Origin of the sequence: Mycobacterium sp. AMU20-3851 (genome assembly GCF_043974665.1) — a bacterium.
GTDB lineage: Bacteria > Actinomycetota > Actinomycetes > Mycobacteriales > Mycobacteriaceae > Mycobacterium.
The window spans coordinates 914234-937866 of record NZ_CP146371.1 but is presented as its reverse complement, the minus strand read 5'-3'; the positions used below and the strand labels follow the sequence as shown (position 1 = coordinate 937866).

At 68.1% G+C, this 23633-nt stretch carries 21 protein-coding genes and 1 pseudogene; 10 read left to right on the top strand and 12 right to left on the bottom strand.

All coding sequences use genetic code 11. From position 1 onward, the window contains the following. Nucleotides 1–15: 15 nt before the first annotated feature. The gene (locus V4U86_RS04650) at nucleotides 16–279 is read left to right on the top strand and encodes a hypothetical protein (RefSeq protein ID WP_395310116.1); all 264 of its coding nucleotides are present in this window, start codon (nucleotides 16–18) and stop codon (nucleotides 277–279) included. Here V4U86_RS04650 and V4U86_RS04645 read toward each other — a convergent pair. Continuing rightward, nucleotides 233–1762 (bottom strand): acetyl-CoA acetyltransferase, encoded by a 1530-nt coding sequence (locus V4U86_RS04645; RefSeq protein ID WP_395310115.1) that lies wholly within the window; start codon nucleotides 1760–1762, stop codon nucleotides 233–235. The genes V4U86_RS04650 and V4U86_RS04645 overlap by 47 nt on opposite strands. A gap of 147 nt (nucleotides 1763–1909) precedes the next feature. Here V4U86_RS04645 and V4U86_RS04640 point away from each other — a divergent pair, with 147 nt between their 5' ends. The 3 genes from V4U86_RS04640 (at nucleotide 1910) to V4U86_RS04630 (ending at nucleotide 6093) form a co-directional block, all read left to right on the top strand. Further along, complete coding sequence (locus tag V4U86_RS04640) at nucleotides 1910–3061, top strand: ATP-binding protein (protein WP_395310114.1); 1152 nt, start codon at nucleotides 1910–1912, stop codon at nucleotides 3059–3061. Between the two features lie 4 nt (nucleotides 3062–3065). After that, nucleotides 3066–4139: a MarR family transcriptional regulator gene (locus tag V4U86_RS04635; protein ID WP_395310113.1), complete on the top strand. Its 1074-nt coding sequence runs from the start codon at nucleotides 3066–3068 to the stop codon at nucleotides 4137–4139. 85 nt (nucleotides 4140–4224) lie between these two features. Beyond that, on the top strand, nucleotides 4225–6093 hold the full coding sequence (locus V4U86_RS04630) for a S9 family peptidase (RefSeq protein WP_395310112.1): 1869 nt from the start codon (nucleotides 4225–4227) through the stop codon (nucleotides 6091–6093). Between the two features lie 61 nt (nucleotides 6094–6154). Here the strand turns inward: V4U86_RS04630 and sucD are convergent, their stop codons facing one another. Both sucD and sucC read right to left on the bottom strand, forming a co-directional pair. Beyond that, a complete protein-coding gene (sucD, locus tag V4U86_RS04625; protein WP_395310111.1) occupies nucleotides 6155–7057 on the bottom strand; it encodes a succinate--CoA ligase subunit alpha in 903 nt (300 codons plus the stop codon). A 13-nt stretch (nucleotides 7058–7070) separates the two neighbouring features. Then, nucleotides 7071–8234, bottom strand: a complete 1164-nt coding sequence (sucC, locus tag V4U86_RS04620; protein WP_395310110.1) for an ADP-forming succinate--CoA ligase subunit beta — start codon at nucleotides 8232–8234, stop codon at nucleotides 7071–7073. Nucleotides 8235–8532: 298 nt separating this feature from the next. On the opposite strand from sucC, the gene V4U86_RS04615 reads away from it, so the two are divergent. Next, nucleotides 8533–9603 carry a M23 family metallopeptidase gene (locus tag V4U86_RS04615; protein ID WP_395310109.1) on the top strand — a complete coding sequence of 357 codons (1071 nt, stop codon included), beginning with the start codon at nucleotides 8533–8535 and terminating at the stop codon, nucleotides 9601–9603. Between the two features lie 50 nt (nucleotides 9604–9653). After that, nucleotides 9654–10175: a hypothetical protein gene (locus V4U86_RS04610; RefSeq protein ID WP_395310108.1), complete on the top strand. Its 522-nt coding sequence runs from the start codon at nucleotides 9654–9656 to the stop codon at nucleotides 10173–10175. Between the two features lie 5 nt (nucleotides 10176–10180). Here V4U86_RS04610 and pcrA read toward each other — a convergent pair whose 3' ends face one another. Next, nucleotides 10181–12529, bottom strand: coding sequence for a DNA helicase PcrA (gene pcrA / locus V4U86_RS04605; RefSeq protein WP_395310107.1), 2349 nt, complete (start codon nucleotides 12527–12529; stop codon nucleotides 10181–10183). A gap of 84 nt (nucleotides 12530–12613) precedes the next feature. On the opposite strand from pcrA, the gene V4U86_RS04600 reads away from it, so the two are divergent. Then, nucleotides 12614–12871, top strand: a complete 258-nt coding sequence (locus V4U86_RS04600; protein WP_395310106.1) for a chorismate mutase — start codon at nucleotides 12614–12616, stop codon at nucleotides 12869–12871. Here the strand turns inward: V4U86_RS04600 and V4U86_RS04595 are convergent. Further along, on the bottom strand, nucleotides 12868–14316 hold the full coding sequence (locus tag V4U86_RS04595; RefSeq protein ID WP_395310105.1) for an NAD-dependent succinate-semialdehyde dehydrogenase: 1449 nt from the start codon (nucleotides 14314–14316) through the stop codon (nucleotides 12868–12870). The genes V4U86_RS04600 and V4U86_RS04595 overlap by 4 nt on opposite strands. Before the next feature lie 50 nt (nucleotides 14317–14366). Between V4U86_RS04595 and pgi the strand changes: the two genes are divergently transcribed. Further along, a complete protein-coding gene (gene pgi, locus V4U86_RS04590; protein WP_395310104.1) occupies nucleotides 14367–16016 on the top strand; it encodes a glucose-6-phosphate isomerase in 1650 nt (549 codons plus the stop codon). An 80-nt stretch (nucleotides 16017–16096) separates the two neighbouring features. On the opposite strand, the gene V4U86_RS04585 is transcribed toward pgi, so the two are convergent. The 4 genes and pseudogenes from V4U86_RS04585 to V4U86_RS04570 form a co-directional block, all read right to left on the bottom strand. After that, a complete protein-coding gene (locus V4U86_RS04585) occupies nucleotides 16097–16582 on the bottom strand; it encodes a hypothetical protein (protein WP_395310103.1) in 486 nt (161 codons plus the stop codon). A gap of 54 nt (nucleotides 16583–16636) precedes the next feature. Further along, nucleotides 16637–17386 (bottom strand): SDR family oxidoreductase, encoded by a 750-nt coding sequence (locus V4U86_RS04580; protein WP_395310102.1) that lies wholly within the window; start codon nucleotides 17384–17386, stop codon nucleotides 16637–16639. A 62-nt stretch (nucleotides 17387–17448) separates the two neighbouring features. Then, entirely contained in the window at nucleotides 17449–17937 is a 489-nt protein-coding gene (locus V4U86_RS04575) for a zinc finger domain-containing protein (protein ID WP_395311915.1), read from the bottom strand. A gap of 135 nt (nucleotides 17938–18072) precedes the next feature. Continuing rightward, nucleotides 18073–18318, bottom strand: a pseudogene (locus tag V4U86_RS04570) (DNA-formamidopyrimidine glycosylase family protein); the annotation flags it as partial. Nucleotides 18319–18369: 51 nt separating this feature from the next. On the opposite strand from V4U86_RS04570, the gene V4U86_RS04565 reads away from it, so the two are divergent. Continuing rightward, nucleotides 18370–19929 carry an FUSC family protein gene (locus V4U86_RS04565; RefSeq protein WP_395310101.1) on the top strand — a complete coding sequence of 520 codons (1560 nt, stop codon included), beginning with the start codon at nucleotides 18370–18372 and terminating at the stop codon, nucleotides 19927–19929. Nucleotides 19930–19957: 28 nt separating this feature from the next. On the opposite strand, the gene V4U86_RS04560 is transcribed toward V4U86_RS04565, so the two are convergent. Both V4U86_RS04560 and cobF read right to left on the bottom strand, forming a co-directional pair. Next, on the bottom strand, nucleotides 19958–20353 hold the full coding sequence (locus tag V4U86_RS04560) for a phage holin family protein (RefSeq protein ID WP_395310100.1): 396 nt from the start codon (nucleotides 20351–20353) through the stop codon (nucleotides 19958–19960). A gap of 69 nt (nucleotides 20354–20422) precedes the next feature. Further along, nucleotides 20423–21163, bottom strand: a complete 741-nt coding sequence (gene cobF / locus V4U86_RS04555) for a precorrin-6A synthase (deacetylating) (protein WP_395310099.1) — start codon at nucleotides 21161–21163, stop codon at nucleotides 20423–20425. Nucleotides 21164–21252: 89 nt separating this feature from the next. On the opposite strand from cobF, the gene V4U86_RS04550 reads away from it, so the two are divergent. Further along, the gene (locus tag V4U86_RS04550; RefSeq protein WP_395310098.1) at nucleotides 21253–22452 is read left to right on the top strand and encodes a diiron oxygenase; all 1200 of its coding nucleotides are present in this window, start codon (nucleotides 21253–21255) and stop codon (nucleotides 22450–22452) included. Here the strand turns inward: V4U86_RS04550 and V4U86_RS04545 are convergent. After that, complete coding sequence (locus V4U86_RS04545; RefSeq protein WP_395310097.1) at nucleotides 22410–23606, bottom strand: MFS transporter; 1197 nt, start codon at nucleotides 23604–23606, stop codon at nucleotides 22410–22412. The two genes, V4U86_RS04550 and V4U86_RS04545, sit on opposite strands and share 43 nt — an antisense overlap. Nucleotides 23607–23633: the final 27 nt, after the last annotated feature.

Here is a 23633-nt window from a genome sequence, read left to right as displayed (position 1 = left end):
ATCCGCCCCCGGGGCGTGCAGGCCGTCGGCGAGGACGGTGCGGTCACCTTCGGCACCAGTTTCCCGACCACCTGTCCCGGCCGGTGGCCGCACTTTCATTTCGAGGTGTTCGGTGACGGCTGGACCGCGCAGCTGGTCTCGGCCGGTGGCACACCGGAGACGGGTATCGATCTCGCGATCAACGTCGGCGTCGAATCAGAGAACGTCGACAACAACCCGCCCCCGCCCGGCCTCAGGCCCGTCGGGCCCGGTTCTCCTTCTCCCCCGCCGTCACCGTGATCGCCGCACCGAGCGGGTCACCGTCGGTCATCAGGGCGAGCAGGTCCTCGTCGGTGGTCATCGCCATGAAGCGACTGCCGTCCGCGTCGAGACGTCCGATGATGACGCCGGTGACCTCCGGCCAGTCGTAGCGCACCGAGTACGTCTCGATGGTGCCCGGCCCGTGCGGGTGACGGGTGACCGCAATTCTCGGCCGCTCGTTGATCTGCGCCTGCACTTCACGGCTGTTGTCGGCCGCCCACTCGACGGGCCGCGTCGAGTACACGCCCACCGAATACTTGCTCATCACACCGCCATTGGCGCCGACGAGGCCGAACCCGCCCGGGTTGTCCCGCATGCTCAGGGCCGTCTCGGCGATGCCGTGCAGCGAGTAGCTGTTCCCGGGCCCGCCGAAGAACGGCAGCCCACCGGTCAACGTGAGACCGCGGGGATCATCGGTGGCCAGTCCGGTCGTGTCGCAGACGGTGAACACCGGGAACGGGAAACAGCTGTACAGGTCGAAGGTGGACACCTCGTCCAGCCCGATCCCGGCCACCCGAAGCGCCTCGGCCACAGCCAATTCCGCGGACAGACTGGTACCGAGCTCCTCGCGGTCGAGCAGCGGTTGCTCGACCAGGTCGGCGTGGCCGTGCAGGTACACCCATTTCTCCTCGGGCACCGACAGTCGGCGGGCCGCGGCCACCGACATGATCAGCACCGCCGCGCCCTGATTGACCTGATCACGGGCCACCATCAACCGCGGATACGGGTCGCAGATCATCCGGTTCTCCGCGGTGACGGTGACCAGCTCGTCGACCGAGCGTTCCACCGGCGAGGACGAGAACGGGTTCTTGGCAGCAACTTTGGAGAACGGCGCGAACAACTCCGCCATGGCGGTGCGGTAGTCGGCAACTGTGGCGCCCAACCGGGCGCGCCGGGCGTTGTCCAGCAGACCGTACTGCACCGGCGCTCCGGTCAGCCCGTGCGTGGCGGTGTACTCGTCCATGTACTGCTCGAACCCGAACCCGCGATCCTCGAGCTGCCCGCCGACCTGTTCGGAGTGATCGGGCTTGTCCTCCTGGCGAGCGAAATGGCGCAGCGTCGACCCGTTCTCGGAGCCGAACACCAGCACCACTTCGGCGTCCCCGGCGGCAATGGCCGCCGAGAACTCGGTCACCACCTTCTGAGACCCGTGCCCCCCGAGTGGTTCGAGCACCGCGCGCGCCGGGTCGGCGCCGATACGGGCCGCGACCGAACGCGGGTAGTTGTCCGAGCGTCCCAGGGGCGCCGGCGAGAACGGCGTGCTGATCTCGAACTGCCGGAGCGCGGCGAAGACCTCGATCGACTCGGCGACCGCGGCGACGTCGGCGCCGGTGTCGGCGAGCGCGGCCCGGGCCGCCTCGGTGGCCAGTTCCACCGACGACATACCGCGGTAACCCGGTAAGTCGATGCGCTCGGTGAACTGTCCGACCCCGACGATGACCGGCGTGCGCGGATCGACCATTACAGACCTCCTGACGGGCGTTAGTTCGCCAGGCTAACCGACGCTCCGGGCGGTCGCCCACCGCCCCATTACACACCACCTCCGGTGTACAACTAGCAATTTGTACAACTTGCTAGTCGTACAACAATGTAGGCGTATTATTTCCGCATGAGCTGGCCGATCCGCCCGATGTCCCTGGTCGTCGGCGGCATCGTGCAACCCGACGACGTCGTCGGGCGGATCCGGGACGCTCAGGCGGTCCTCGATTCACTGCCCGGCAGCGGGGCCGTCCTGGTGGGTGACCGCAGACACGGCAAGACCTCGTTGTCGCGGGTCGTCCAGCGCGACGCGCGCCGGCTCGGCGCCGTGGTGATCGCCGCGAGCGCCGAGCGCGAGACATATGCGGAGTTCGTCGCCGCGCTGGCCGCCGAACTGGCCGGTGCCGAACCCGCCTGGGCGCAGGAGCTGTCGAGACTGCGCGTCAGCCTGACGGCCGGACCGATCAGGGTGGAGCGGGACGGGCGCGCCGCCGCGGCGCTCGACCAGCTCCTGGAACGCACCGTCGATCGCGCGGGCAACCGACAGGTGGTGCTGTTCATCGACGAGGTGACCGTGCTCGCCCGCAATCTGGAGCGTCAGGAACGCGGCTCCGGCGACAGTTTCCTGCATACGCTGCGCCGGTTCCGCCAGGAGTACGGCGGCCGGGTGGCGACGGTGCTGTCCGGGTCGATCGGGTTCCACCACGTCTCGGCCGATGCGCCGAGCACCGTCAACGACATCCGCAAGATCACCGTCGGCCCCATCCGCGCCGACCACGCGACCTACCTTGCCGAATGTCTGCTCTTCGGTGGTGGGCTGGACGCCGAGACCGCTCACGAGCTGGCGCCCGCGGTGGCCGAGTCAGCGGAGAACGTGCCCTACTACATCCAGCATCTGGTGGCGGCCTCGCTGACGATGCAGCGCGGCGGTCGCGGGATACCCACGCCCGCACAGGTTCCCGACCTGGTGACCGCGGCCATCGAGGATCCCACCGACCCGTGGGACCTGCGGCACTACCGGGATCGGCTGGTGCACTATTACGGCGAGGATGCCCCCGTCATCGCCAAGCTGCTCGATATCTACGCCTACGCCTCCGCTCCGCTCGACATCGACGCGGCCTTCGCCCAGGCCCGCAGCACCGGGTTGGCGATCAGCGACCGGGATCAACTGGTGTCGTTCGTCGAGCGACTCGAACTCGACCACTATCTGATCCGAAATGCGGACCGGGATCGCTTCGCCTCGGCACTGGTTCAGCGCGCCTGGCGCACGATCCGGCGGTGACGACGTGACCCACCCGGTGTACTCCCCCGCCGCAGCCGATCCCGCCGAGCTCGAAGCATGCACCGTGGGCCGGGCGGATCTGCTCGAAACGCTGACCGGCCGGTTCCGCGGCGCGGCCCGCGACGGCGCCCGTCCGCACACCATGTTGATCGGACCGCGGGGCTCGGGCAAGACACACACGCTGCGGCTCGCCGTCCACCGCACCCTTGCCGATCCCGGCACCGCGAAACGCGTTCTCCCGGTTATCATCCCGGAGGACTCGCTGGCCATCGGGAGTTATCTGGATCTGTTGGTGGAGATCGCCCGGGCCATCGGCGGCGACACCGCCGACGCCGCCCGGACGATCCGACGTGATCGCGATGCCATCGGCATCGAGCAGGCGATCATGTCCGCCGCGGCCGGCCGCATGCTGCTGCTGGCAGTCGAGAATCTCGATCGCGTCTTCAACCGGTTGGGCCGCGACGGGCAGGGCAACCTGCGCGCCTGGGTCGAGACCTCCACCGCCATAACCATCTTCGCCACCGCACCCGCGCTCTTCGCGGGTGTGACCTCGCGCGAATATCCCTGGTACGGATCGTTCATGGTCGAGTCGCTGCCGGATCTGACCGTGCCGGAGGTCGCCCAGATCCTCGCCCACGAGAACACCGCCCTGGCCGCCTTCGCCGAGACGGCCGAAGGGGCAGCGCGAATCGCCGATATCCACGCGATCATCGGTGGATCACCGCGGGTGTGGCAGACGCTGGCCGACATCGCACAGGTCCCGATGCTGCAGGCCGTCACCCCCGCGGTCGAGGCGGTACTCGACCGGCTCGCCCCGCTGCATCAGCAGCGCCTGTGGGAGTTGCCGCCCAGCGAGCAACGGCTGATCGTCGAGTTGGCCCGTGCCGGCGAACCGCGCACGGTGACCGATCTGGCTGCTGCAGTGGGAGTTTCGAACCAGGCCGCAGCGGCCGTGCTCGGTCGCCTGAGCGAGTCGCACTGGGTCACGTCCAGCAAGGACCGCGCCGATCGACGGTCGTCCTGGTACGACCTGACCGATCCGCTGCTGCGTCAGGCGCTGCGCTTCCGGGACCGCTGATCGCGAAACGCCCCGCTTGACGACTTTGTCACTTAGTGACACGGTGGAGCTGTCACTAAGTGACACCGCCGACCGGAAGGACCTCGTGACCGTCACCTCGCAACGCCCGCCGATCATCTCCGTCGAAGACTTCTTCAATCCGCCGGAACGGGCCGGGGCCAGGATTTCCCCGGACGGCACCCGGATCGCCTATCTGGCGCCGTGGCGCGATCGCCTGAACATCTGGGTCCAGGACGTGGCCGGGGACACCGAACCCCGGTGCGTCACCGCCGACGAGACCCGCAGCGTCCACATCTTCAGCTGGACCCACGATTCACGCTGGCTGCTCTACATGCAGGACAACGGCGGCGACGAACACTGGCACGTGTACCGGGTGGATCCCGACGACCCGGACGGGTCCGCGGTGGACCTCACCCCGTTTCCCCGGGCCCGCGCCTCCTTCGAACTGCTCAAGAACCGGCCGGGCAAGGCCGTCGTGCAACACAATGCGCGCAACCCGGAACTGGTCGACGCCTATGAACTCGACATCGCCAGCGGGGAACTGACCCTGCTCGCCGAGAACCCCGGCACCGTCATCACCTGGATCAGCGGACCGGGCGGGGACCTGTTCACCAACACCCTGACCGCAGATGGTGATATCGAAATAGCGCAATGGGTTTCGGCCAACGGGGCCCTGCGCACCATCCGGGTGTACGAGGGCAGGGACTACCCGCTGGGCATCTACCCGCTCGCGGTGTCCCCAGACGGCGCCGGCATCTGGCTGGGCTCCTATCAGGGCAGCGACCGCCTGCGTCTGGCCCGCCTGGACGTGCGCACCGGCGCGGAGACCATCGTCGACAGCCACCCGGAGTACGACCTGGGCGCGCAGATCATGCTGCCGTCACCGTTCATCCTCAGCGAGCAGACCGGAGACCTGATCGGCGCCCGCTATTACGGTGAGCGCCAGGTGATTCACGCCCTCGACGAGGACTTCGCCTCGGTACTGACGGCGCTGGACGGGCTCTCCGACGGCGATCTGGCCGGTATCTCCTGCGATGACAGCGGGCGACGCTGGGTGGTCAGCTTCACCCATGACCGCGACCCGCACGCCACCTATCTCTACGACCGGGTGACCGGCGAGAGCCGGTTGCTGTTCCGGCCCTACCCGCACCTGGACCCCGCCGCGCTCGCTCCGATGACACCGATCACCGTCACCGCCCGCGACGGCCTGGACCTGCACGGGTACCTGACCGTGCCGGTCGGCCTCCCGCCGGAAAATCTGCCCTTGGTGCTGCTGGTGCACGGCGGCCCGTGGGCCCGCGACACCTGGACCTATCAACCGGACGTACAGCTGCTGGCCAACCGCGGATATGCGGTGCTGCAGATCAACTTTCGGGGTTCCACCGGCTACGGCAAGGCCTTCACCCAGGCCGCCATCGGTGAACTCGCCGGCAAGATGCACGACGATCTGATCGACTCGGTGGACTGGGCGGTCGCACAGGGCTACGCCGACCGGGACCGGGTGGCGATCTTCGGCGGCTCCTACGGCGGGTACGCCGCCCTGGTCGGGGTGACGTTCACCCCGGACGTGTTCGCCGCGGCCATCGACTACGTCGGGATCTCCAGCCTGCCCAACTTCATGCGCACGCTGCCCGACGTCGGCCGCCGGTTCCTGGCCAACAACTGGCACCTCTACGCCGGAGACCCGTCCGACCCCGAGCAGGAGGCCGACCTGTTGGCCCGCTCCCCGATCACCCGGGTCGACCAGATCCGCACCCCGCTGCTGGTGGTGCAGGGCGCCAACGACTCTCGCGTGGTGCAGGCCGAATCCGACAACATGGTCGCGGCGCTGCGCGCCCGCGGTATCGAGGTGGAGTACATGGTCAAGCAGGACGAGGGGCACGGATTCGTCAATCCGGAAAACAGCATCGACATGTACCGCGCCGTGGTGCGGTTCCTGGCGACCCACCTCTGATCTCGACCCGCCCAACGGAAAAGGCCCCCGCACACGGCGGGGGCCTTTCCTGTTGCAGCTGTTACAGACCTGCGAGCAGCTCGCGTGCCTTGGCGGCGGTCTCCGACGGGGTCTTGCCGACCTTCACGCCGGCGGCCTCCAGAGCCTCCTGCTTACCGGCCGCGGTACCCGCACCGTCGGACACGATGGCGCCGGCGTGGCCCATCGTCTTGCCTTCGGGAGCGGTGAAGCCCGCGACGTAGCCGACGACCGGCTTGGTGACGTTGGCCTGGATGTAGGCGGCAGCCTTCTCCTCGGCGTCGCCGCCGATCTCACCGATCATGACGATCAGCTTGGTCTCGGGATCCTTCTCGAACGCCTCGATGGCGTCGATGTGGGTGGTGCCGATGACCGGGTCGCCGCCGATGCCGATGGCGGTGGAGAAGCCGAGATCGCGCAGCTCGTACATCATCTGGTAGGTCAGGGTGCCGGACTTGGAGACCAGTCCGATCGGGCCCTTGCCGGTGATGTTGTTCGGCGTGATGCCGACCAGCGACTCACCGGGGGTGATGATTCCGGGGCAGTTGGGCCCGATGATGCGGGTCTTGTTGCCCTTCTCGACGTTGTAGGCCCACGCGTAGGCGCTGTCCTGCACCGGGATGCCCTCGGTGATGACGACCAGCAGCGGGATCTCGGCGTCGATGGCCTCGATGATGGCGTCCTTGGAGAACGCCGGCGGCACGAACGCGATCGACACGTCGGCGCCGGTCTCCTTGATGGCCTCGGCCACGCTGCCGAAGACGGGCAGCTCGATGGCGTTGCCGTCCTTGTCCTCATGGGACACGGTCGTGCCGGCCTTGCGGGCGTTGACGCCGCCGACGATCTGGGTGCCGGCCTTGAGCATCAGCTTGGTGTGCTTGGTGCCCTCGCCACCGGTGATGCCCTGGACGATGACCTTGGAGTCCTTGTTCAAGAAAATCGACATATCAAGTTCTCCTTTACTTGTTGGCCAGCTCGGCGGCCTTGTCGGCGCCGGAGTCCATGGTTTCGGCCTGGATCACCAGGGGATGGTTGGCCTCGGCCAGGATGCGGCGGCCCTCTTCGACGTTGTTGCCGTCCAGGCGCACGACGAGCGGCTTGTTGGCCTCGTCGCCCAGGATCTCCAGCGCCTTGACGATGCCGTTGGCAACCGCGTCACAGGCGGTGATGCCACCGAAGACGTTGACGAACACGCTCTTGACCTGGCTGTCGCCCAGGATGACGTCCAGACCGTTGGCCATCACCTCGGCCGAAGCGCCACCACCGATGTCCAGGAAGTTGGCGGGCTTGACGTTGCCGTGCCGCTCACCGGCGTAGGCGACGACGTCCAGCGTCGACATGACCAGGCCGGCACCGTTACCGATGATGCCCACCTCGCCGTCGAGCTTGACGTAGTTGAGGTCGTTCTCCTTGGCCTTGAGCTCCAGCGGATCCGTGGCGTCGCGATCCTCGAACTCGGCGTGGCCGGGCTGCCGGAAGTCGGCGTTGGCGTCCAGGGTGACCTTGCCGTCCAGGGCCAGGATCTGGTCGTCGGGGGTACGCACCAGCGGGTTGACCTCCACCAGGGTGGCGTCCTCGCCGATGAACACCTCCCACAGCTTCTGGATGGTCACGGCCGCGGCGTCGAGCACCTCGGCGGGCAGGTGGCCCTTCTCGGCGATCTCGCGGGCGAACGCCAGATCGACACCCTTGACGGCGTCGACCGGCACCTTGGCCAGGCGCTCCGGCTTGGTCGCGGCGACCTCTTCGATCTCCATGCCGCCTTCCACCGAGCACATGGCCAGGTAGGTGCGGTTGGAGCGGTCGAGCAGGAAGGAGATGTAGTACTCCTCGGCGATGTCACTGGCCTCGGCGACCAGCAGCTTCTTCACCACGTGGCCCTTGATGTCGAGGCCGAGGATGTTCTGCGAATGGGTGAACGCATCCTCGGGGGTCGCGGCGTACTTCACGCCACCGGCCTTACCGCGGCCGCCGACCTTGACCTGTGCCTTCACCATCACCGGCTTGCCGATTTCCTCGGCGATCGCCTTGGCATCCTCGGCGGAGTCGGTGACCCGGCCCGGGGTGGTGGGGACGTTGTGCTTGGCGAACAGCTCTTTCGCCTGATATTCGAACAGATCCATGAGTTTCCTAAATGGCGTGTCTGTCTACTGACTTCTGATGACGTTCCGAATTGACTTCAGAGTGTGCGCCGGACGGGCTCGGTGGGCCGCAACTGGCTCGGGTGGCACTGTATCCACCCCGGTGGCAGGCGCCCGCATCGCCCACCTCTCATGTGGTACATCTCACCGGGACCGCCGGGTGATACAAGTCACAATACGAGTGGGAATGGCCACTTAAGTTGCCACGCTCATTCGGATTTGGTTAACGTGCCTACTGGTCTTGATAACGGTCAGGTCACGGCACGAAGGATATTCCAGGTTGGCTGAGCACAGTTCGTCCCGATCCCGCAGGGGAGCAGCGACGACCGGGCACTCCGACCCGTCCCCAGCCGAAGTCACCGACATCATCCCGTTCAACGAGTTCGGCGATCTGCATGAGCTGGACTTCCGGGACAGCTCCGCATTCGACAAGGAGCAGCGCGTCATCGCCGCCCCCGAACTCGACGACCTGCACGACACCGACGATCTGGTGCCGCTGCGGCTGGTCATTCCGACCGAGTTCCAGGCCGGTGCCGAGTCCGAGGCGCACCGCGACTCCTCGCACGCCTACCGGGACAGCCACACCGACCTCAGTGACGGCACCGCCCTCACCGATGTGATCGACATGCGCGCGCACCGCACCGGCGGCGCGCACCGCAAGCAGACCGTCGGCGCGGTGAAGAGCCGGCTGATGATCGCGGCCATGGCCGCCGGCGCGACCGCCTCCGGCGCGTACTCCCTGACCCAGTCCGACACCACCCCGGCTGCGGACACCGTGCTGGCCGCCGATAACGCGCTCGTCAACGGCGCCGCGATCAGCGGTTCGGCCGAGGGCATGCAGATCGTCGCGGTGCAGCCGGTCGCCTCCTCGGCCGTGCACGCCGAAGAGATCACCAAGGCCGCCGCGTTCGCCCAGGAGCGGGCCGAGCGTGAGGCGCGTCTGGCGCGCCCGCTGTTCGCGATGCCGACCAAGGGTGTCTGGACCTCGGGGTTCGGTTACCGGTGGGGCGTGCTGCACGGTGGCATCGACATCGCCGGCCCGATCGGCACCCCGATCCTGGCCGCCAGCGACGGCGTCGTCGTCGAGGTGGGCCCGACCGCCGGTTACGGCGCACTGGTGAAGCTGCGGCACTCGGACGGCACCGTCACGCTCTACGGCCATATCAACACCTGGCTGGTCAGCAAGGGCCAGCGGGTGATGGCCGGCGACCAGATCGCCACCATGGGCAACCGCGGCAACTCGACCGGCCCGCACCTGCACTTCGAGGTGCTGATGAACGGCTCCAACCGGATCGACCCGGTGCCGTGGCTGGCTCAGCGCGGGCTGTCCCCGGGCAGCTACGTCGGTTAGCCCGACAGCGTCGGTCCGAGCACCGGCGTCGGTTCACTACCGTGGGTGATGTGCACCCGGATCCGTCACCCGATGCAACCCGCATCATCCGTCGGCACCCGACGGGTTCGTTCCCCGCGCTCGAGAGCGCTCCCCCCGACACGGCCGAACCCACCGCCTACATCCCGCGACCCACACCGGTCGCCGTGCCCGCACGACGGGCCGCCGGGCCGGGCACCGCGATCGCCGCCGCCACCCTGAGCATCCTGTCCGGCTGGGCCACCGCCGTCATCGCCACCGATCTGATCGCCGGCTGGTGGCGCACCGACCGACTGTTCTGTGTCGCCATCGGTTTCCTCACCGCCATCGCCGCAGCAGCCGGGATAGGCGGCCTGATCGCCCTGCTGCTGCAGCGGCAGTTCGGCCGCCTGCTCATCTGCGTGGGCGCCACCATCGGGTTGCTGATCTTCGGCAGCCTGTTCCTGGCCGGGGCGAAGCTACATCCGGTGGTCTACGCCATGCCGGCGCTGCCGGTCGCCGCGATAGTGCTGACGCTGCTGCCGCAGACCCGGGACTGGTCGCGGCGCTCGTGAACTGGCTAGAGCTTCTGTACCGGCGCGTGGTTGTGCATCAACTTGACCCGTCCCGCGCTGCCGAAGTCGATCAGCGACATCGCCGACTCGCCGACCCCGGACACTTCCTCGACGCGGCCGAGACCGTACTTGTCGTGGCTGACCCGGTCGCCGGGCTCCAGCGTGATGATCGCGCGGTTGCGGGCCTTCGTCGGCGCCGGCCGCACATTGTCGCTGAACCGCCCGGTGCTGACCGGGGCGCTCAGCGCCGACGACGGCGCCTCCACCCGACGCCAGTTGATCAGGTCCTCCGGGATCTCCCGCAGGAACCGTGATTCGGGGTTGAGCATCGGCTGACCCCAGGACGAGCGCACCTTGGCGCGGCTGAGGTACAGCCGTTGCCGGGCCCGGGTGATGCCCACGTAGGCCAGCCGCCGTTCCTCGGACAGTTCGGTCGGATCGCCCAGCGCCCGCATGTGCGGGAACATCCCGTCTTCCCAGCCGGTCACGAAGACCACGGGGAATTCCAGGCCCTTGGCGGTGTGCAGGGTCATCATGGTGACCACCCCCGACTCGTGCTCGGGGATCCCGTCGGCGTCGGCGACCAGCGACACCCGCTCCAGGAACTGAGCCAGCACCCCGGTGTCCGGGATGTCCTCGTCCTCGGGCGCGCCCTCCTCCTCCCGCAGCGCCTGGGCATTGGCCAGGTCGATGCTGAATTCGTGTGCGACGCTGACCAATTCGTTCAGGTTGTCCAGTCGGGCCAGGTCCTGGGGGTCGGTGGACGATTCCAGCTCCCGCCGGTATCCGCTGCGGTCCAGCACTGCTTCGACCAGGTCGCCGAGTTCTCCGTCGAGACCGCCGCGCAGGCCGTCGAGCAGCTGCATGAACGAGGCGATCGCCTTCTCCGAGCGGCTGTTCAGCATCGGCACCCGGCCCTCGGCGGCCGCCTGCAGGGCGTCGTTGAAACTGCCGCCGGTGTTCTCGGCGTACACCGCCACGCAGGCCTCGGCCCGGTCCCCGATGCCCCGGCGCGGGGTGTTCAGGATCCGCCGCATGCTCACCGCGTCCCCCGGATTGTCCAGCACCCGCAGGTAGGCGACGATGTCGCGAATCTCCTTGCGCTCGTAGAAGCGCACGCCGCCGACGACCTTGTAGGGGATGCCGGCGCGGATGAACACCTCTTCCAGCGCTCGGGACGAGTTGTTGGTGCGGTAGAAGACCGCCACGTCGGAGTAGTTGATCTCTCCCTTGTCGGCCAGGGAGTCGATCTCCTCGGCCACGAAGCGGGCCTCGTCGTGCTCGTTGTCGGCGACGTAGCCGACGATCAGCTCCCCTTCGCCGGAGTCGGTCCACAGCCGCTTCTCACGCCGGCCGGTGTTGCGGGAGATGACCGCGTTGGCGGCGTTCAGGATGGTTTGCGTGGAACGGTAATTCTGTTCCAGCAGAATGGTTGTGGCATCCGGGTAATCGCGCTCGAAGTCCTCGATGTTGCGGATGGTCGCGCCGCGGAACGCGTAGATCGACTGGTCGGCGTCGCCCACCACGCACAGCTCCGACGGCGGCACTGCGGCCGGATCTCCCGCATCGGCGTGTCCCACCAGCTCACGCACCAGCATGTACTGGGCGTGGTTGGTGTCCTGGTACTCGTCGACCAGGATGTGCCGGAAGCGCCGGCGGTAGTACTGGGCGATCTGCGGAAATGCTTGCAGCACAGCAACTGTCTCGCCGATGAGGTCGTCGAAGTCCAGCGCGTTGGCCGCCCGCAACCGGCGCTGGTACTCGCCGTACACCGCGGCCACCGTCTTGGACATGTCATCGGAGCTCTCGGTCAGATCCGACAATGCGCGGTCCGGGTCGATGAGCTCGTTCTTCAGGTTGGAGATGCCGTTGGCCAGCAACCGCGGCGAGTACCGCTTGGTGTCCAGCCCCATGTCCTTGCCGATCATCATCAGCAACCGCCGCGAATCGTCGGCGTCGTAGATGGAGAAGTTGGAGTTCAGTCCCGGCAGCAGCGAGGCCTGGTTGCGCAGGATCCGCACACAGGTGGAGTGGAACGTCGACACCCACATGTTGCGGGCCTTGGGGCCCACGATCTGGACCACCCTCTCCCGCATCTCGGCGGCGGCCTTGTTGGTGAAGGTGATGGCCAGCACCTGGCCGACGCCGACATCCCGGGCGGCCAGCAGGTAGGCGATCCGCCGGGTCAGCACCGCGGTCTTGCCGGACCCGGCGCCGGCCACGATGAGCAGCGGGGATCCTTCGTGCAGGACGGCCTGACGCTGCTGCGGGTTGAGCCCTTCCAGCAGGTCGTCGACGTCGGTGGTGCCCAGGTTCTGCTGAGCGGGCTGCGCGGGCTGGAAAAGAGATGTCATTTCGGTGTCGAATCTACCGCCGAACGGTGACATGCCCGTGACCCGGCTTTGCACCCGATCTGCGTCGGGTGGCACACTCGGATCGTGCTTGACGAGCCCGCCGCCAACATCGACGACCTCCGCCTGGAGATCGACGAGTTGGACGCTGCGATCCTGGCCGCCGTGAAGCGCCGCACCGAGGTGTCCCGGGTGATCGGCAAGGCCCGGATGGCCTCCGGCGGCACGAAACTGGTGCACAGCCGGGAGATGAAGGTCATCGAGCGCTACAGCGAACTCGGCCCGGAAGGCAAAGACCTGGCCATGCTGTTGTTGCGCCTGGGCCGGGGCCGGCTGGGCCACTAAGGCGTGAAGGCGATGTACTTGGTCTCCAGGTACTCCTCGATGCCTTCGGTGCCGCCCTCGCGACCGAACCCGGACTCCTTGATCCCGCCGAACGGCGCGGCCGCATCGGAGATCACCCCGCGGTTCACCCCGACCATTCCGGCCTCCACCGCCTCGGCGACCCGCAGCGCCCGGTCCAGCGACTGGGTGTAGATGTAGGAGGCCAGGCCGTAGGCGGTGTCGTTGGCCGCGGCGATGCCCTCCTCCTCGGTGTCGAAACCGGTGATCGGCGCAACCGGGCCGAACACCTCCTCCTTGAGGATGCGGGCATCGGCGGGCACATCGGCCAGCACGGTGGCCGGGTAGAAATGCCCGGGGCCACCGGGAGCCACCCCGCCGACGGCCACCTCAGCTCCCCGGGACACCGCGTCGGAGACCAGGTCGGCGACGATGCCGAGCTGCTTGGCCGAGATCAACGGACCCAGCGTCGAGGACTCCTCCAGCCCGTTGCCCAGCGTGTACTCGCTCATCCGCTTCACCAGCTTGTCGGTGAACTCCGCACGCACCGCGTTGGCGACGTGGAACCGGTTGGCCGCGGTGCACGCCTCGCCGCCGTTGCGCATCTTGGCCAGCAGCGCGCCCTCGACCGCAGCGTCGATGTCGGCGTCGTCGAACACCACGAAGGGGGCGTTGCCGCCGAGTTCCATCGAGGTGCGCAGCAGCTTGTCGCTGGACTGCTTGACCAGTGCCTTGCCCACCCCGGTGGACCCGGTGAAGGTCAGCTTGCGCAGCCGGCCGTCGTCGATCAACGCACCGGTCAGGTCGCCGGGCTTGGTGGTCGGTAGTACCGAGAGCACCCCCTTGGGCAGTCCGGCCTCGTCGATCAGCTTGGCCAGCAGCAGCATGGTCAGCGGGGTTTCCTGCGCCGGTTTGACCAGCATCGTGCAGCCGGCGGCCAGCGCCGGGCCGATCTTGCGGGTGCCCATCGCCAGCGGGAAGTTCCACGGGGTGATGGCGTAGCAGGGACCGACCGGCATCTTGGTCACCAGGATGCGGCCGGTGCCGGCCGGGCTGTGCGTGTAGCGGCCGTCGATGCGGGCGGCCTCCTCGGAGAACCAGCGGAAGAATTCCGCGCCGTACTTGACCTCGCCGCGGCTCTCGGCCAGCACCTTGCCCATCTCCAGGGTCATCAGGGTCGCGAGATCTTCGCTTCGGGCGGTGAGGGTTTCGAAGACCGACCGCAGGATCTCCCCGCGTTCCCGGGCCGGCGTGGCGGCCCAGTCGGCCTGGACGGCCTGCGCCGCGTCCAGGGCGGCGATGCCGTCCTCGGGGGTCGCGTCGGCCACCGAGGTGATCACCTCGTCGGTCGCGGGGTTGAGCACGTCGAACGTGGATGAACCGGCCCGTTCCGTACCGCCGATCCACAGGCCGGTGGGGACGGACGCAATCAAGTCTTTGTTGCTCATACATCCATCATGTACACCCTCGAAACGATGGCCGCACTAAGGTCAGCAGAATGAGTGCTGACATCACCGCGTCCCCCGCATGGCAGGCCTTGTCACGGCACCACGATGTGATCGCCGGGAGGACTCTGCGTGAGTTGTTCGCGCAGGATCCGGGTCGCGGGACCGAGCTGACGGTGACCGTGGGTGACCTCTACATCGATTACAGCAAGCACCGGGTGACGCGTGAAACCCTGGATCTGCTGGCCGATCTGGCGATCGCGGCGGATCTGGAGGGCCACCGTGCCGCGATGTTCGCCGGTGAGCACATCAACACCAGCGAGGACCGCGCGGTGCTGCACACCGCGCTGCGGCTGCCGCGGGATTCGGTGCTGACCGTGGATGGTCAGGACGTGGTCGCCGACGTGCACGAGGTGCTCGACGCGATGGGCGACTTCTGCGACCGGTTGCGCTCCGGGCAGTGGACCGGGGCCACCGGCCAGCGCATCACCTGCGTGGTCAACATCGGGATCGGCGGCTCGGATCTGGGCCCGGTGATGGTGTACGACGCGCTGCGCCATTACGCCGACGCCGGCATAACCGCCCGGTTCGTCTCCAACGTCGACCCGGCCGATCTGGTCGCGAAACTGCACGGACTGGATCCGGCGACAACGCTTTTCCTCATCGCATCCAAGACGTTCACCACGCTGGAGACACTGACCAACGCCACCGCGGCGCGACGCTGGCTGGTCGAGGCCCTCGGCGATGACGCGGTGTCCAAGCACTTCGTCGCGGTATCCACCAACAAGGAGCTGGTCACCGAGTTCGGTATCGACACCGACAACATGTTCGGGTTCTGGGACTGGGTGGGCGGGCGCTACTCGGTGGACAGTGCCATCGGTCTCTCGGTGATGGCGGTGATCGGACGGGAGCGCTTCGCCGAGTTCCTGGCAGGCTTCCACCTGGTCGATGAGCACTTCCGCACCGCCCCGCTGACGCAGAACGCGCCGGTGATGCTGGGGCTGATCGGGCTCTGGTACAACAACTTCTTCGGCGCGCAGTCCCGCGCGGTGCTGCCCTATGCCAACGATCTGTCCCGGTTCGCGGCGTATCTGCAGCAGCTGACCATGGAGTCCAACGGCAAATCGGTCAAATCCGACGGTACCCCGGTCAGCACCGACACCGGCGAAATCTATTGGGGCGAACCGGGAACCAACGGCCAGCACGCGTTCTACCAGTTGCTGCACCAGGGCACCCGGCTGATCCCGGCCGACTTCATCGGGTTCTCCCAGCCGACCGATGACCTGCCGACTGCCGACGGCACGGGCAGCATGCACGACCTGCTGATGAGCAATTTCTTCGCCCAGACCCAGGTGCTGGCCTTCGGCAAGACCGCCGAGGAGATCGCGGCCGAAGGCACCTCGTCCGAGGTGGTGGCGCACAAGGTGATGCCCGGCAACCGGCCGACGACCTCGATCCTGGCCACCAAACTGACCCCGTCGGTGGTCGGCCAGTTGATCGCGCTCTACGAGCACCAGGTGTTCACCGAGGGCGTCATCTGGGGCATCGACTCCTTCGACCAATGGGGAGTGGAACTGGGCAAGACCCAGGCCAAGGCGCTGCTGCCGGTGCTCACCGACGATGCGTCACCGGCCGCGCAGACCGACACCTCCACCGACGCCCTGGTGCGCCGCTACCGCACCGAGCGCGGCCGCCCCGCCTGAGGCGAAACGGCGAAACACGCGTACCCGCTGCGCCCTCGACGGGCCATGCAGCGGGTACGCGTGTTTCGCGGGGTTATCGGTTACGGGGCGGGAATCGTGGCGCACCCGACACCGGGGATACAACCACTGGCTCCGCCGGGGCCTGCGCTACCGCTCGGGCCACCCGGGATCGCGCCGCTGGCGCCGCCCGGGCCGGCAGTTCCGGCAGGCCCACCCGGAATTGCGCCGGTGGCGCCGCCCGGACCGGCCGAGCCACCCGGACCGCCCGGGATCACACCACTGGCACCGCCCGGACCGGCTTCACCGGCAGGCCCACCCGGGATGGCACCGCTGGCACCACCGGGACCCGCGGTTCCGGCAGGCCCACCCGGAATCGCGCCGGTGGCGCCGCCCGGGCCCGCGGTACCGGGGTACACGCACGGGGTGCCGTCGGCGTTGAAGCACGGCGGGGGCGGCGGCGGGGCGGGCAGGGTGCTGGTCGCGCCGGCGAGGGGCGAGAAGGCGATCGCCGCTCCCGCGGCACCGGCGAACAGTGCGGGCATCATCTTCGTCAGTTTCACCATCATGCGGTGAGAGTTACCACCGGCCCAACGGGGCTAAACATGCCCAGTTCGAGAAAATCAGGCGAATCGCTTGGTGTATTTGGGCGGCAGAAGGCGCATGATCTGCGTCAACGGCGCCCATGGCCAGTTCGGGACGACGGCGCGGCCTTTCTCCTTTTCGATGGCCGCGACCATGGCGCGCACGCCGGTCTCGTTGTCGACCATCAGCATCGTGGTCGCCGACTTCGCGGTCATCTCGGACTCGATGTAGCCGGGCTCGATGACGGTGATCCGGATGGGGCCCTTGTCGTACTCGGCGCGCAGCGACTCACCGAGCGAGGTCATGCCCGCCTTGCTGGCGCAGTAGGCGGCCTTGCCCCCGGGCACCCCGGTGTTGCCCAGCACCGACGAGATGAGCACCAGGTGCCCGCCGCCGGCCTTGTGGAACATCTCCAGCGCGGTCTCGATCTGCACCATGCCGGAGATCAGGTTGGTGTTGATGGTGGCCTTGTTCGCCCACGGCTTGCCCTGACCGAGCGGCCAGCCCTTGCCGATGCCGGCGTTCACGATCACCCGGTCGATGCCGCCCAGTTCCTCGGACAGTTCGTTGAAAACCCGCGGGATGGCCTCGTGGTCGTCGACGTCGAGCGCGGCGATGGCGATCTTGGCGTAGGGGTGCTTGTCCAGGATCTCGGCCTTGAGCTCTTCGAGACGCTCGACTCGGCGGGCACACAGGGCCAGGTCCCGGCCCTGAGCGGCGAAGGCGCGGGCCATGCCGGCACCCAGTCCCGAGCTCGCACCGGTGATGAGGATCTTCTGGCGGGTCATGCGCAGAAGAATAACCGAGTTAGACAGCTGGCAGAAACGCCGACGGCCGCGACCTACGTGAGCTACTTGAGCAACCGAGACATTCTGCGGTCGGCGAGCACTTTGCCGCCGGTCTGGCAGGTCGGGCAGTACTGGAACGACTTGTCCGCAAAGGAGACCTCGGCCACCGTGTCCCCGCAGACCGGGCACGGCAGTCCGGTGCGTGCATGCACCCGCAGCCCGGATCGCTTCTCCCCCTTCAGCGTCGCGGCCTGCTGCCCCACCGATCGGGACACCGCGTCGGTGAGCACCGAGGACATCGCGTCGTGCAGGTCGGCGAGCTGGGCGTCGGAGAGTTTGTTGGCGGTCGCGAACGGCGACAACCTGGCAACGTGCAGGATCTCGTCGCTGTAGGCGTTGCCGATACCGGCGATCACCTTCTGATCGGTGATCACCGTCTTGATCCGCCCGCCGTGTGCCTTGAGCACGTCCGCCAGCCCGGCCGGATCCAGCGCCAGCGCATCGGGTCCGAGCCCGGCGATCTGCGGTACGTCGAGCGGATCGCCGACCACCCAGACCGCCAGCCGTTTCTGGGTACCGGCCTCGGTCAGGTCGAAGCCCACCGTCTGCCCCGGCTCCGCGCCGGACAGGTGGACCCGCAGCGCGATCGGCCCCTTACCGGGTTTGAGCGGGGCCGGGGCCAGCTTGTCCGACCAGCGCAGCCACCCGGCCCGGGACAGATGGGTGATGAGGAAGGCGTCCTCCACCTGAAGACCCAGATACTTGCCCCACCGCGCGGCCCCGGTCACCTGACGCCCGTGCAGGGCGGTCACGGGCGGATCGAACGTTTTCAGCACGGACAACGCGGCGACGTCGACCCGTACGACGCTGCGGCCGACGGCATGCCGGCGCAGGTGGTCGGCGAGCGCCTCGACCTCGGGCAGTTCTGGCATACCCCAGTGTGACTCACCCGCCGCCCGCCCGGGCACCGATATCGTCACTGTGTGCCCTCGATCATCCGGCGCCACCTGGTGTTCAACCCCGCGCCCGGGCGGTGGAAGTTCGCGTTGCGGGCCGGGATCTGCATGTCGGTGCCGGTGCTGGTGGGCTGGTTGGCCGGCGATACCGGCGCCGGCCTGATCGCCGTCATCGGCGGGTTCACCTCGCTGTACGGCAGCGGCCGCCCCTACCGCAACCGGGCCGGGTACCTGGCCGGTGTCGCGGTGCTCCTGGCCGCCGGGGTGGCGTTGGGCGATTGGGCCGCGGCGATCCCGTGGCTGGGGCTGGTGACCATCACGGGGATCGCCATGCTGGCCGCCCTGGTGTGTGATGCGCTCACCGTGGGGCCGCCCGGCGCCTACATGTTCGTGCTGGGGTGTGCGGCCGGCACCGCGACGGCGAGTGCGCATCTGTCGCCGTGGCACACCGGGGCCCTGGTCCTGGCCGGTGCCGCGTTCTCCTGGCTGGTGCACATGGTCGGCGCGCTGTGGGGGCTGCGCCGACCGGAGAGCACGGCGGTCCAGGCGGCCCGCACCGCGGTGGACCGGTTCCTGCAGACCCGGGCCGACGCGGACCGGCATCAGGCGGCCCGGGCGCTGCACCAGGCATGGACGACGCTGGTCCTCTTCCAGCCGGCGCGGGTGCGACCGGACGGAGAGGTGGCCCGGTTGCGGATGGAGAATCTGCGCCTGCACCGGGCGTTCGCCGCGGCCGTACATTCGCCGGACAGTCCGGGCCTCACCGATTTCGCCGAACCGGCGGGTGATGTCCGGTTGCCGCTGGGCCGCCCCGGGACGGTCGCCCTGCTGCGCCGTGCGTTCACACCGGGGTCGCAGTCATGGCGGCTGGCCGGGCTGGTCGGGATCGCGGTGGCCCTGTCCGGGCTGGCGGCGCTGCTACTGGTGTCCGATCACACCTACTGGGCGATGGCCGCCGCGGTGCTGATGCTGCACCAGGGCCTGAACTGGACGCGCACCGTGGTACGCGGCACCGAACGTCTGGTGGGCACTCTGATCGGGCTCGGGCTGGCCGCGGTCATCCTGTCCTGGCAGCCGCAGGGGTGGTGGCTGGTCGCGTTGATCGCGGTGCTGCAGTTCACCATCGAGATGATGGTGGTACGCAATTACGCCGTCGCGGTCGTCTTCATCACCCCGCTGGCGCTCACCATCGCCGCGGGCGGGCGGCCGGTGCCTGATCTGGGCCACTATCTGCTGGCACGCGGCCTGGACACGCTGATCGGTTGTGCGGTGGCACTTCTGGTGTACTGGGTGGCGCTGCGCGGACGTAATCCCCGGTCCCTGGACGCGATGATCACGGCCACCGGCACCGCCATCGAGGCCACCGAGGTTCACCTGCGGGCGCGGGCGGTCACCAGCGCCCCGGCCCGGGCCGCCCGGCGGGATCTACAGGTGCAGGCCCTGGCGATGCTCGATACCTACCAGGCGGCGATCGGCGGGTCGCGCAATCAGCGCGCACAGGCCGAACAGCTGTGGCCCACAGTGGCCGCGACCGAGCAGCACGCCTTTGCCACGCTGGCGGCCTGCTGGCAGCTGGAGCACTCCTGATCCGCGGCGTGGCGACGGGATACCGGTGTTACCGCACAACCTTTTTCGCATCGCCGGCGACCAGCGACAGCAACCAGCTGACGATGGACAGCACGATCGCCGCCCAGATGGCGGTCCACCAGAAGTCGTCGATCTGCAGACCCCAGTGGGTGGTGTTCTCGGTGATCCAGGACGTGATCCAGAGCATCCACGCATTGATGACGATGTGGATCAATCCCAGAGTCAGGATGTACAGCGGGATCGAGATCAACTGCACGATGGGCTTGATCACCGCGTTGACGACCCCGAACACCAGCGCGACGATGAAGATGATGCCCACCCGCGCCACCGTTGAATCCCCTCCCACGATGCTGATGCCGGGCACGATGAGGGTCACCACCCACAACGCGACTCCGGTCAGTGCGGCCCGCAACAGAAAGTTCATGCGGTTGCCTCGCAGGCTCGGCCACCGCATGTCGTCCGTCGATTCGCTCCGCAAGCTGCGCTCATGCGGTCAGTCTGCCGTGCGCAGCAGGTAGATGTCCATGATCCAGCCATGCCGTTCCCTTGCCGCGGCGCGCATTTCGGCGATCTGCTCGCCCACGTCCGCCACGGTGCCGTGCACCAACAACTCGTCGGGCGTGCCGAGGTAGGCGCCCCACCAGATGCGGGTGTCCGGCGGGGTTGTGCGGAACGAACATTCGCCGTCGAGCATCACCACCGCGGCCCCGGACAGGCCCTCGTCGCGCAACCGGCGGCCGGTGGTGATGAGCACCGGCTCACCGATGTCGTTGAGCGGTATCCGGTGCCGCGCGGTGAGCGCCTGGATCGCGGTGATGCCCGGGATGACGTCGAACTCGAAGTCCACGTGTCCGGCGACCCGGTCCAGGATGCGCAGCGTGCTGTCGTACAGCGACGGATCCCCCCAGGCGAGAAAGGCACCGACCCCGTCGGGGCCGAGTTCGGTCTCGATGGCGTGCGCCCACAGTCGGGCGCGGGCGGCATGCCAGTCGGCCACCGCCTGCTCGTAGGGGACGTCGGTGGCGCGTTTGGGGTCGGGCAGTTCGACGAAGCGGTATCCGGGCCGCTCGATGAACCGCTCACAGATGTGCCTGCGCAGCGCGACCAGATCGTCCTTGGCGTCGCCCTTGTCCATCGCGAAGAAGACCTCGGTGTCGTTGAGCGCCGAGATGGCCTGCGCCGTTACGTAGTCCGGATCGCCCGCGCCGATACCGATGACGTGAATTGTGCGCATCCGCGAAAGGCTAGCGGTGCGCCCACCCCGCCCCATTATCCAGTACCGCCGGTATTGACTACCGTCGGTATCGGACGTAGCGTGCGGTCATGACAGCTTCGGTAAAGGGCCAGACCACCCGCGCGGAGTTCGCCGAGCGCCTGCTCAAGGGTTCGGTACGCAAGTCTTATGCGCCCGTGGTCGACATCGACTGGGATGCACCCCTGGAGCCGGACAAGTTCTTCCTGCCGCCGCAAATGGTGTCGCTGTACGGCACCCCGATGTGGAAGGCGATGAGCCGGGCCGAGCAGATCGAGCTGTCCCGCCAGGAGCTGGCCAACATCCTGTCCGCCGGTGTCTGGTTCGAGAACATCCTGAACCAGGCCCTCCTGCGCAAGATGATGCACGCCGATCCCACCGCCAGCACCACCCACTACGAACTCACCGAACTGGGTGACGAGACGCGGCACATGGTGATGTTCGGCAAGGCCATCACCAAGATCGGCGCGACGCCGGTGCGACCGCGGCTGTTCCAGCGCATCGCGATCAACGCGTTGCCGTTCCTGTTCCGGGGATCGGTGCTGTGGGGTGCTGCGCTGGTGGGCGAGGAGATCTTCGACGCCATGCAGCGGCAGATCCTCGACGATGCCGACATCCAGCCGGTGGTTCTGCGGCTCATGCGGATTCACGTCACCGAGGAGGCGCGGCACATCCAGTACGCGCGCGATGGGTTGCGCAAGCGCGTACCCGCGATGCCCTGGTGGAAACGGGCCTGGGTGGGCAACCTGCACGGTCTCGGCGGGCCGTTCTACCGCTATCTGTTCACCGTCGCTACGCCGTACAACCGGGTCGGCCTGGACGGTCGAGCGGCCCGCAAGATGGCGCGCCGCAATCCCTATCACCACGCCGCCAAGGTCCAGGGGTTCTCCTCGCTGGCGGCGTTCTTCGAAGACGTGGGCCTCATGGGCCGCGTCGGTCGACGGCTCTGGCGGCGCAGCGGATTCCTGCCCGGCGGGCCCGTCCAGCCGCTGCCCGCAGTTGCCGAGGAAGGCGAGTTCGTCGAGGACGTCTACGACGGTCCGGCGACCGTCGACGGGAAGGCCGTACGCGTCCGGCTGACCGGGCACCTCGATCCGATCGACGGCAAGTACCACTGGCAGGGAACGGTTTTCGACAAGCTGCCCGATGACGCCCGTAATCCGTTGTCGGTGACGATCGACAAGCAGAGCACCAGCGCCCGCTTCACCGAGCGCACCCAGCAGGGCGCCTACCTGGTCGCCGGCGTCGGTGCGCCGCCCTTCCCCCGGTAGCCCACCACCAGCATCGCGACCGCGAAGCCGGCGCCCAGCACACCCGAGACGAGCAGCGGCACCGTACCGTCGGCGCCCCAGGCGAGCCCGGCCCAGATGCCGGCGAACAGGATGGCGAAACCACTGGCGCCGCCGTAGATGCCCTGGGCGCTGGCCTGGAGATCGGGGCCGACCAGCGAGGAGATCCAGGCCTTGCTGACGCCGTCGGTGCAGGCGGTGAACAGTCCGTACACGCCGATCAGCAGCCACGCCGTGCCCCGATCGGTGGTCAGGCCGAGTCCGGTGTAACCGATCGCGAAGAACACCAACCCGATGCCGAACACCGGGATCCGGCCGATCCGGTCGGCCAGCAGTCCGGCCGGGAAGCTCGCCACCGCGTACACCAGGTTGTAGCCGACGTAGGCCAGGATCACGTCGACGACGGAGAAGCCGATCTCGGAGAGACGCAACAGCAGCAGCGCGTCGGGAAAGTTGATCAGGCCGAAGGCGACCAGCGCGCCACAGGTACGCCAGTACCGCCGGGGCAGATCCTTGACGCGGGCGAAGATGGGCTCACGGCTCGCGGTCGCCCGCTCCCGTCTGGGTTCGCGCACCAGGAACACCAGCGCCACACTGAGCACCGCAGGCACGGCCGCCACCCACAGCAGCGGTGCGATCTGGTGGTCGAGCAGTTCGTAGCCGGCCAGCCCGATCAAGGGGCCGACCACCGCGCCGGCGGTATCCATCGCCCGGTGGAACCCGAACACCCGGCCGCGGGCGGCATCGTCGATCCCGGCCACCAGCAACGCGTCTCGCGGTGCCCCGCGCAGCCCCTTGCCGAGCCGGTCCACCACCCGGCCGGCCAGCACTCCGTGCCAGGACGCGAAGGCCGCGACCATCACCTTGCCGAGCGCGGCCATGCCGTAGCCGGTGGCGATCAGTGGACGACGGGCGAACCGGTCGCCGAGCGGCCCGGAGGCCAGCTTGGTCATCGACGCCGCGCCCTCGGCGGCACCTTCGATCGCCCCGACGACGGCCGGCGGCGCGCCCAGCACGGTGGTCAGATAGATCGGCAGCAGCGGATAGAGCAGTTCGCTCGCGGCATCCTGCAGGAAGGACACGGCCGAGAGCAGCCGTACGTTTCGGGTCAGCCAGGCTCTTGGCACAGGGCACATCCTGCCTCGCCGTTCCGCACCGGGAAA

Excerpts from the sequence above, each read along its gene's own strand:
- V4U86_RS04585 (WP_395310103.1), bottom strand. The coding sequence starts at position 16,582 with ATGATGGTGAAACTGACGAAGATGATGCCCGCACTGTTCGCCGGTGCC.
- sucC (WP_395310110.1), bottom strand. The coding sequence starts at position 8,234 with ATGGATCTGTTCGAATATCAGGCGAAAGAGCTGTTCGCCAAGCACAAC.
- V4U86_RS04645 (WP_395310115.1), bottom strand. The coding sequence starts at position 1,762 with ATGGTCGATCCGCGCACGCCGGTCATCGTCGGGGTCGGACAGTTCACC.
- V4U86_RS04640 (WP_395310114.1), top strand. The coding sequence starts at position 1,910 with ATGAGCTGGCCGATCCGCCCGATGTCCCTGGTCGTCGGCGGCATCGTG.
- V4U86_RS04580 (WP_395310102.1), bottom strand. The coding sequence starts at position 17,386 with ATGACCCGCCAGAAGATCCTCATCACCGGTGCGAGCTCGGGACTGGGT.
- V4U86_RS04545 (WP_395310097.1), bottom strand. The coding sequence starts at position 23,606 with ATGTGCCCTGTGCCAAGAGCCTGGCTGACCCGAAACGTACGGCTGCTC.
- V4U86_RS04560 (WP_395310100.1), bottom strand. The coding sequence starts at position 20,353 with ATGAACTTTCTGTTGCGGGCCGCACTGACCGGAGTCGCGTTGTGGGTG.
- pgi (WP_395310104.1), top strand. The coding sequence starts at position 14,367 with ATGAGTGCTGACATCACCGCGTCCCCCGCATGGCAGGCCTTGTCACGG.
- V4U86_RS04550 (WP_395310098.1), top strand. The coding sequence starts at position 21,253 with ATGACAGCTTCGGTAAAGGGCCAGACCACCCGCGCGGAGTTCGCCGAG.
- sucD (WP_395310111.1), bottom strand. The coding sequence starts at position 7,057 with ATGTCGATTTTCTTGAACAAGGACTCCAAGGTCATCGTCCAGGGCATC.
- pcrA (WP_395310107.1), bottom strand. The coding sequence starts at position 12,529 with ATGACATCTCTTTTCCAGCCCGCGCAGCCCGCTCAGCAGAACCTGGGC.
- cobF (WP_395310099.1), bottom strand. The coding sequence starts at position 21,163 with ATGCGCACAATTCACGTCATCGGTATCGGCGCGGGCGATCCGGACTAC.
- V4U86_RS04595 (WP_395310105.1), bottom strand. The coding sequence starts at position 14,316 with ATGAGCAACAAAGACTTGATTGCGTCCGTCCCCACCGGCCTGTGGATC.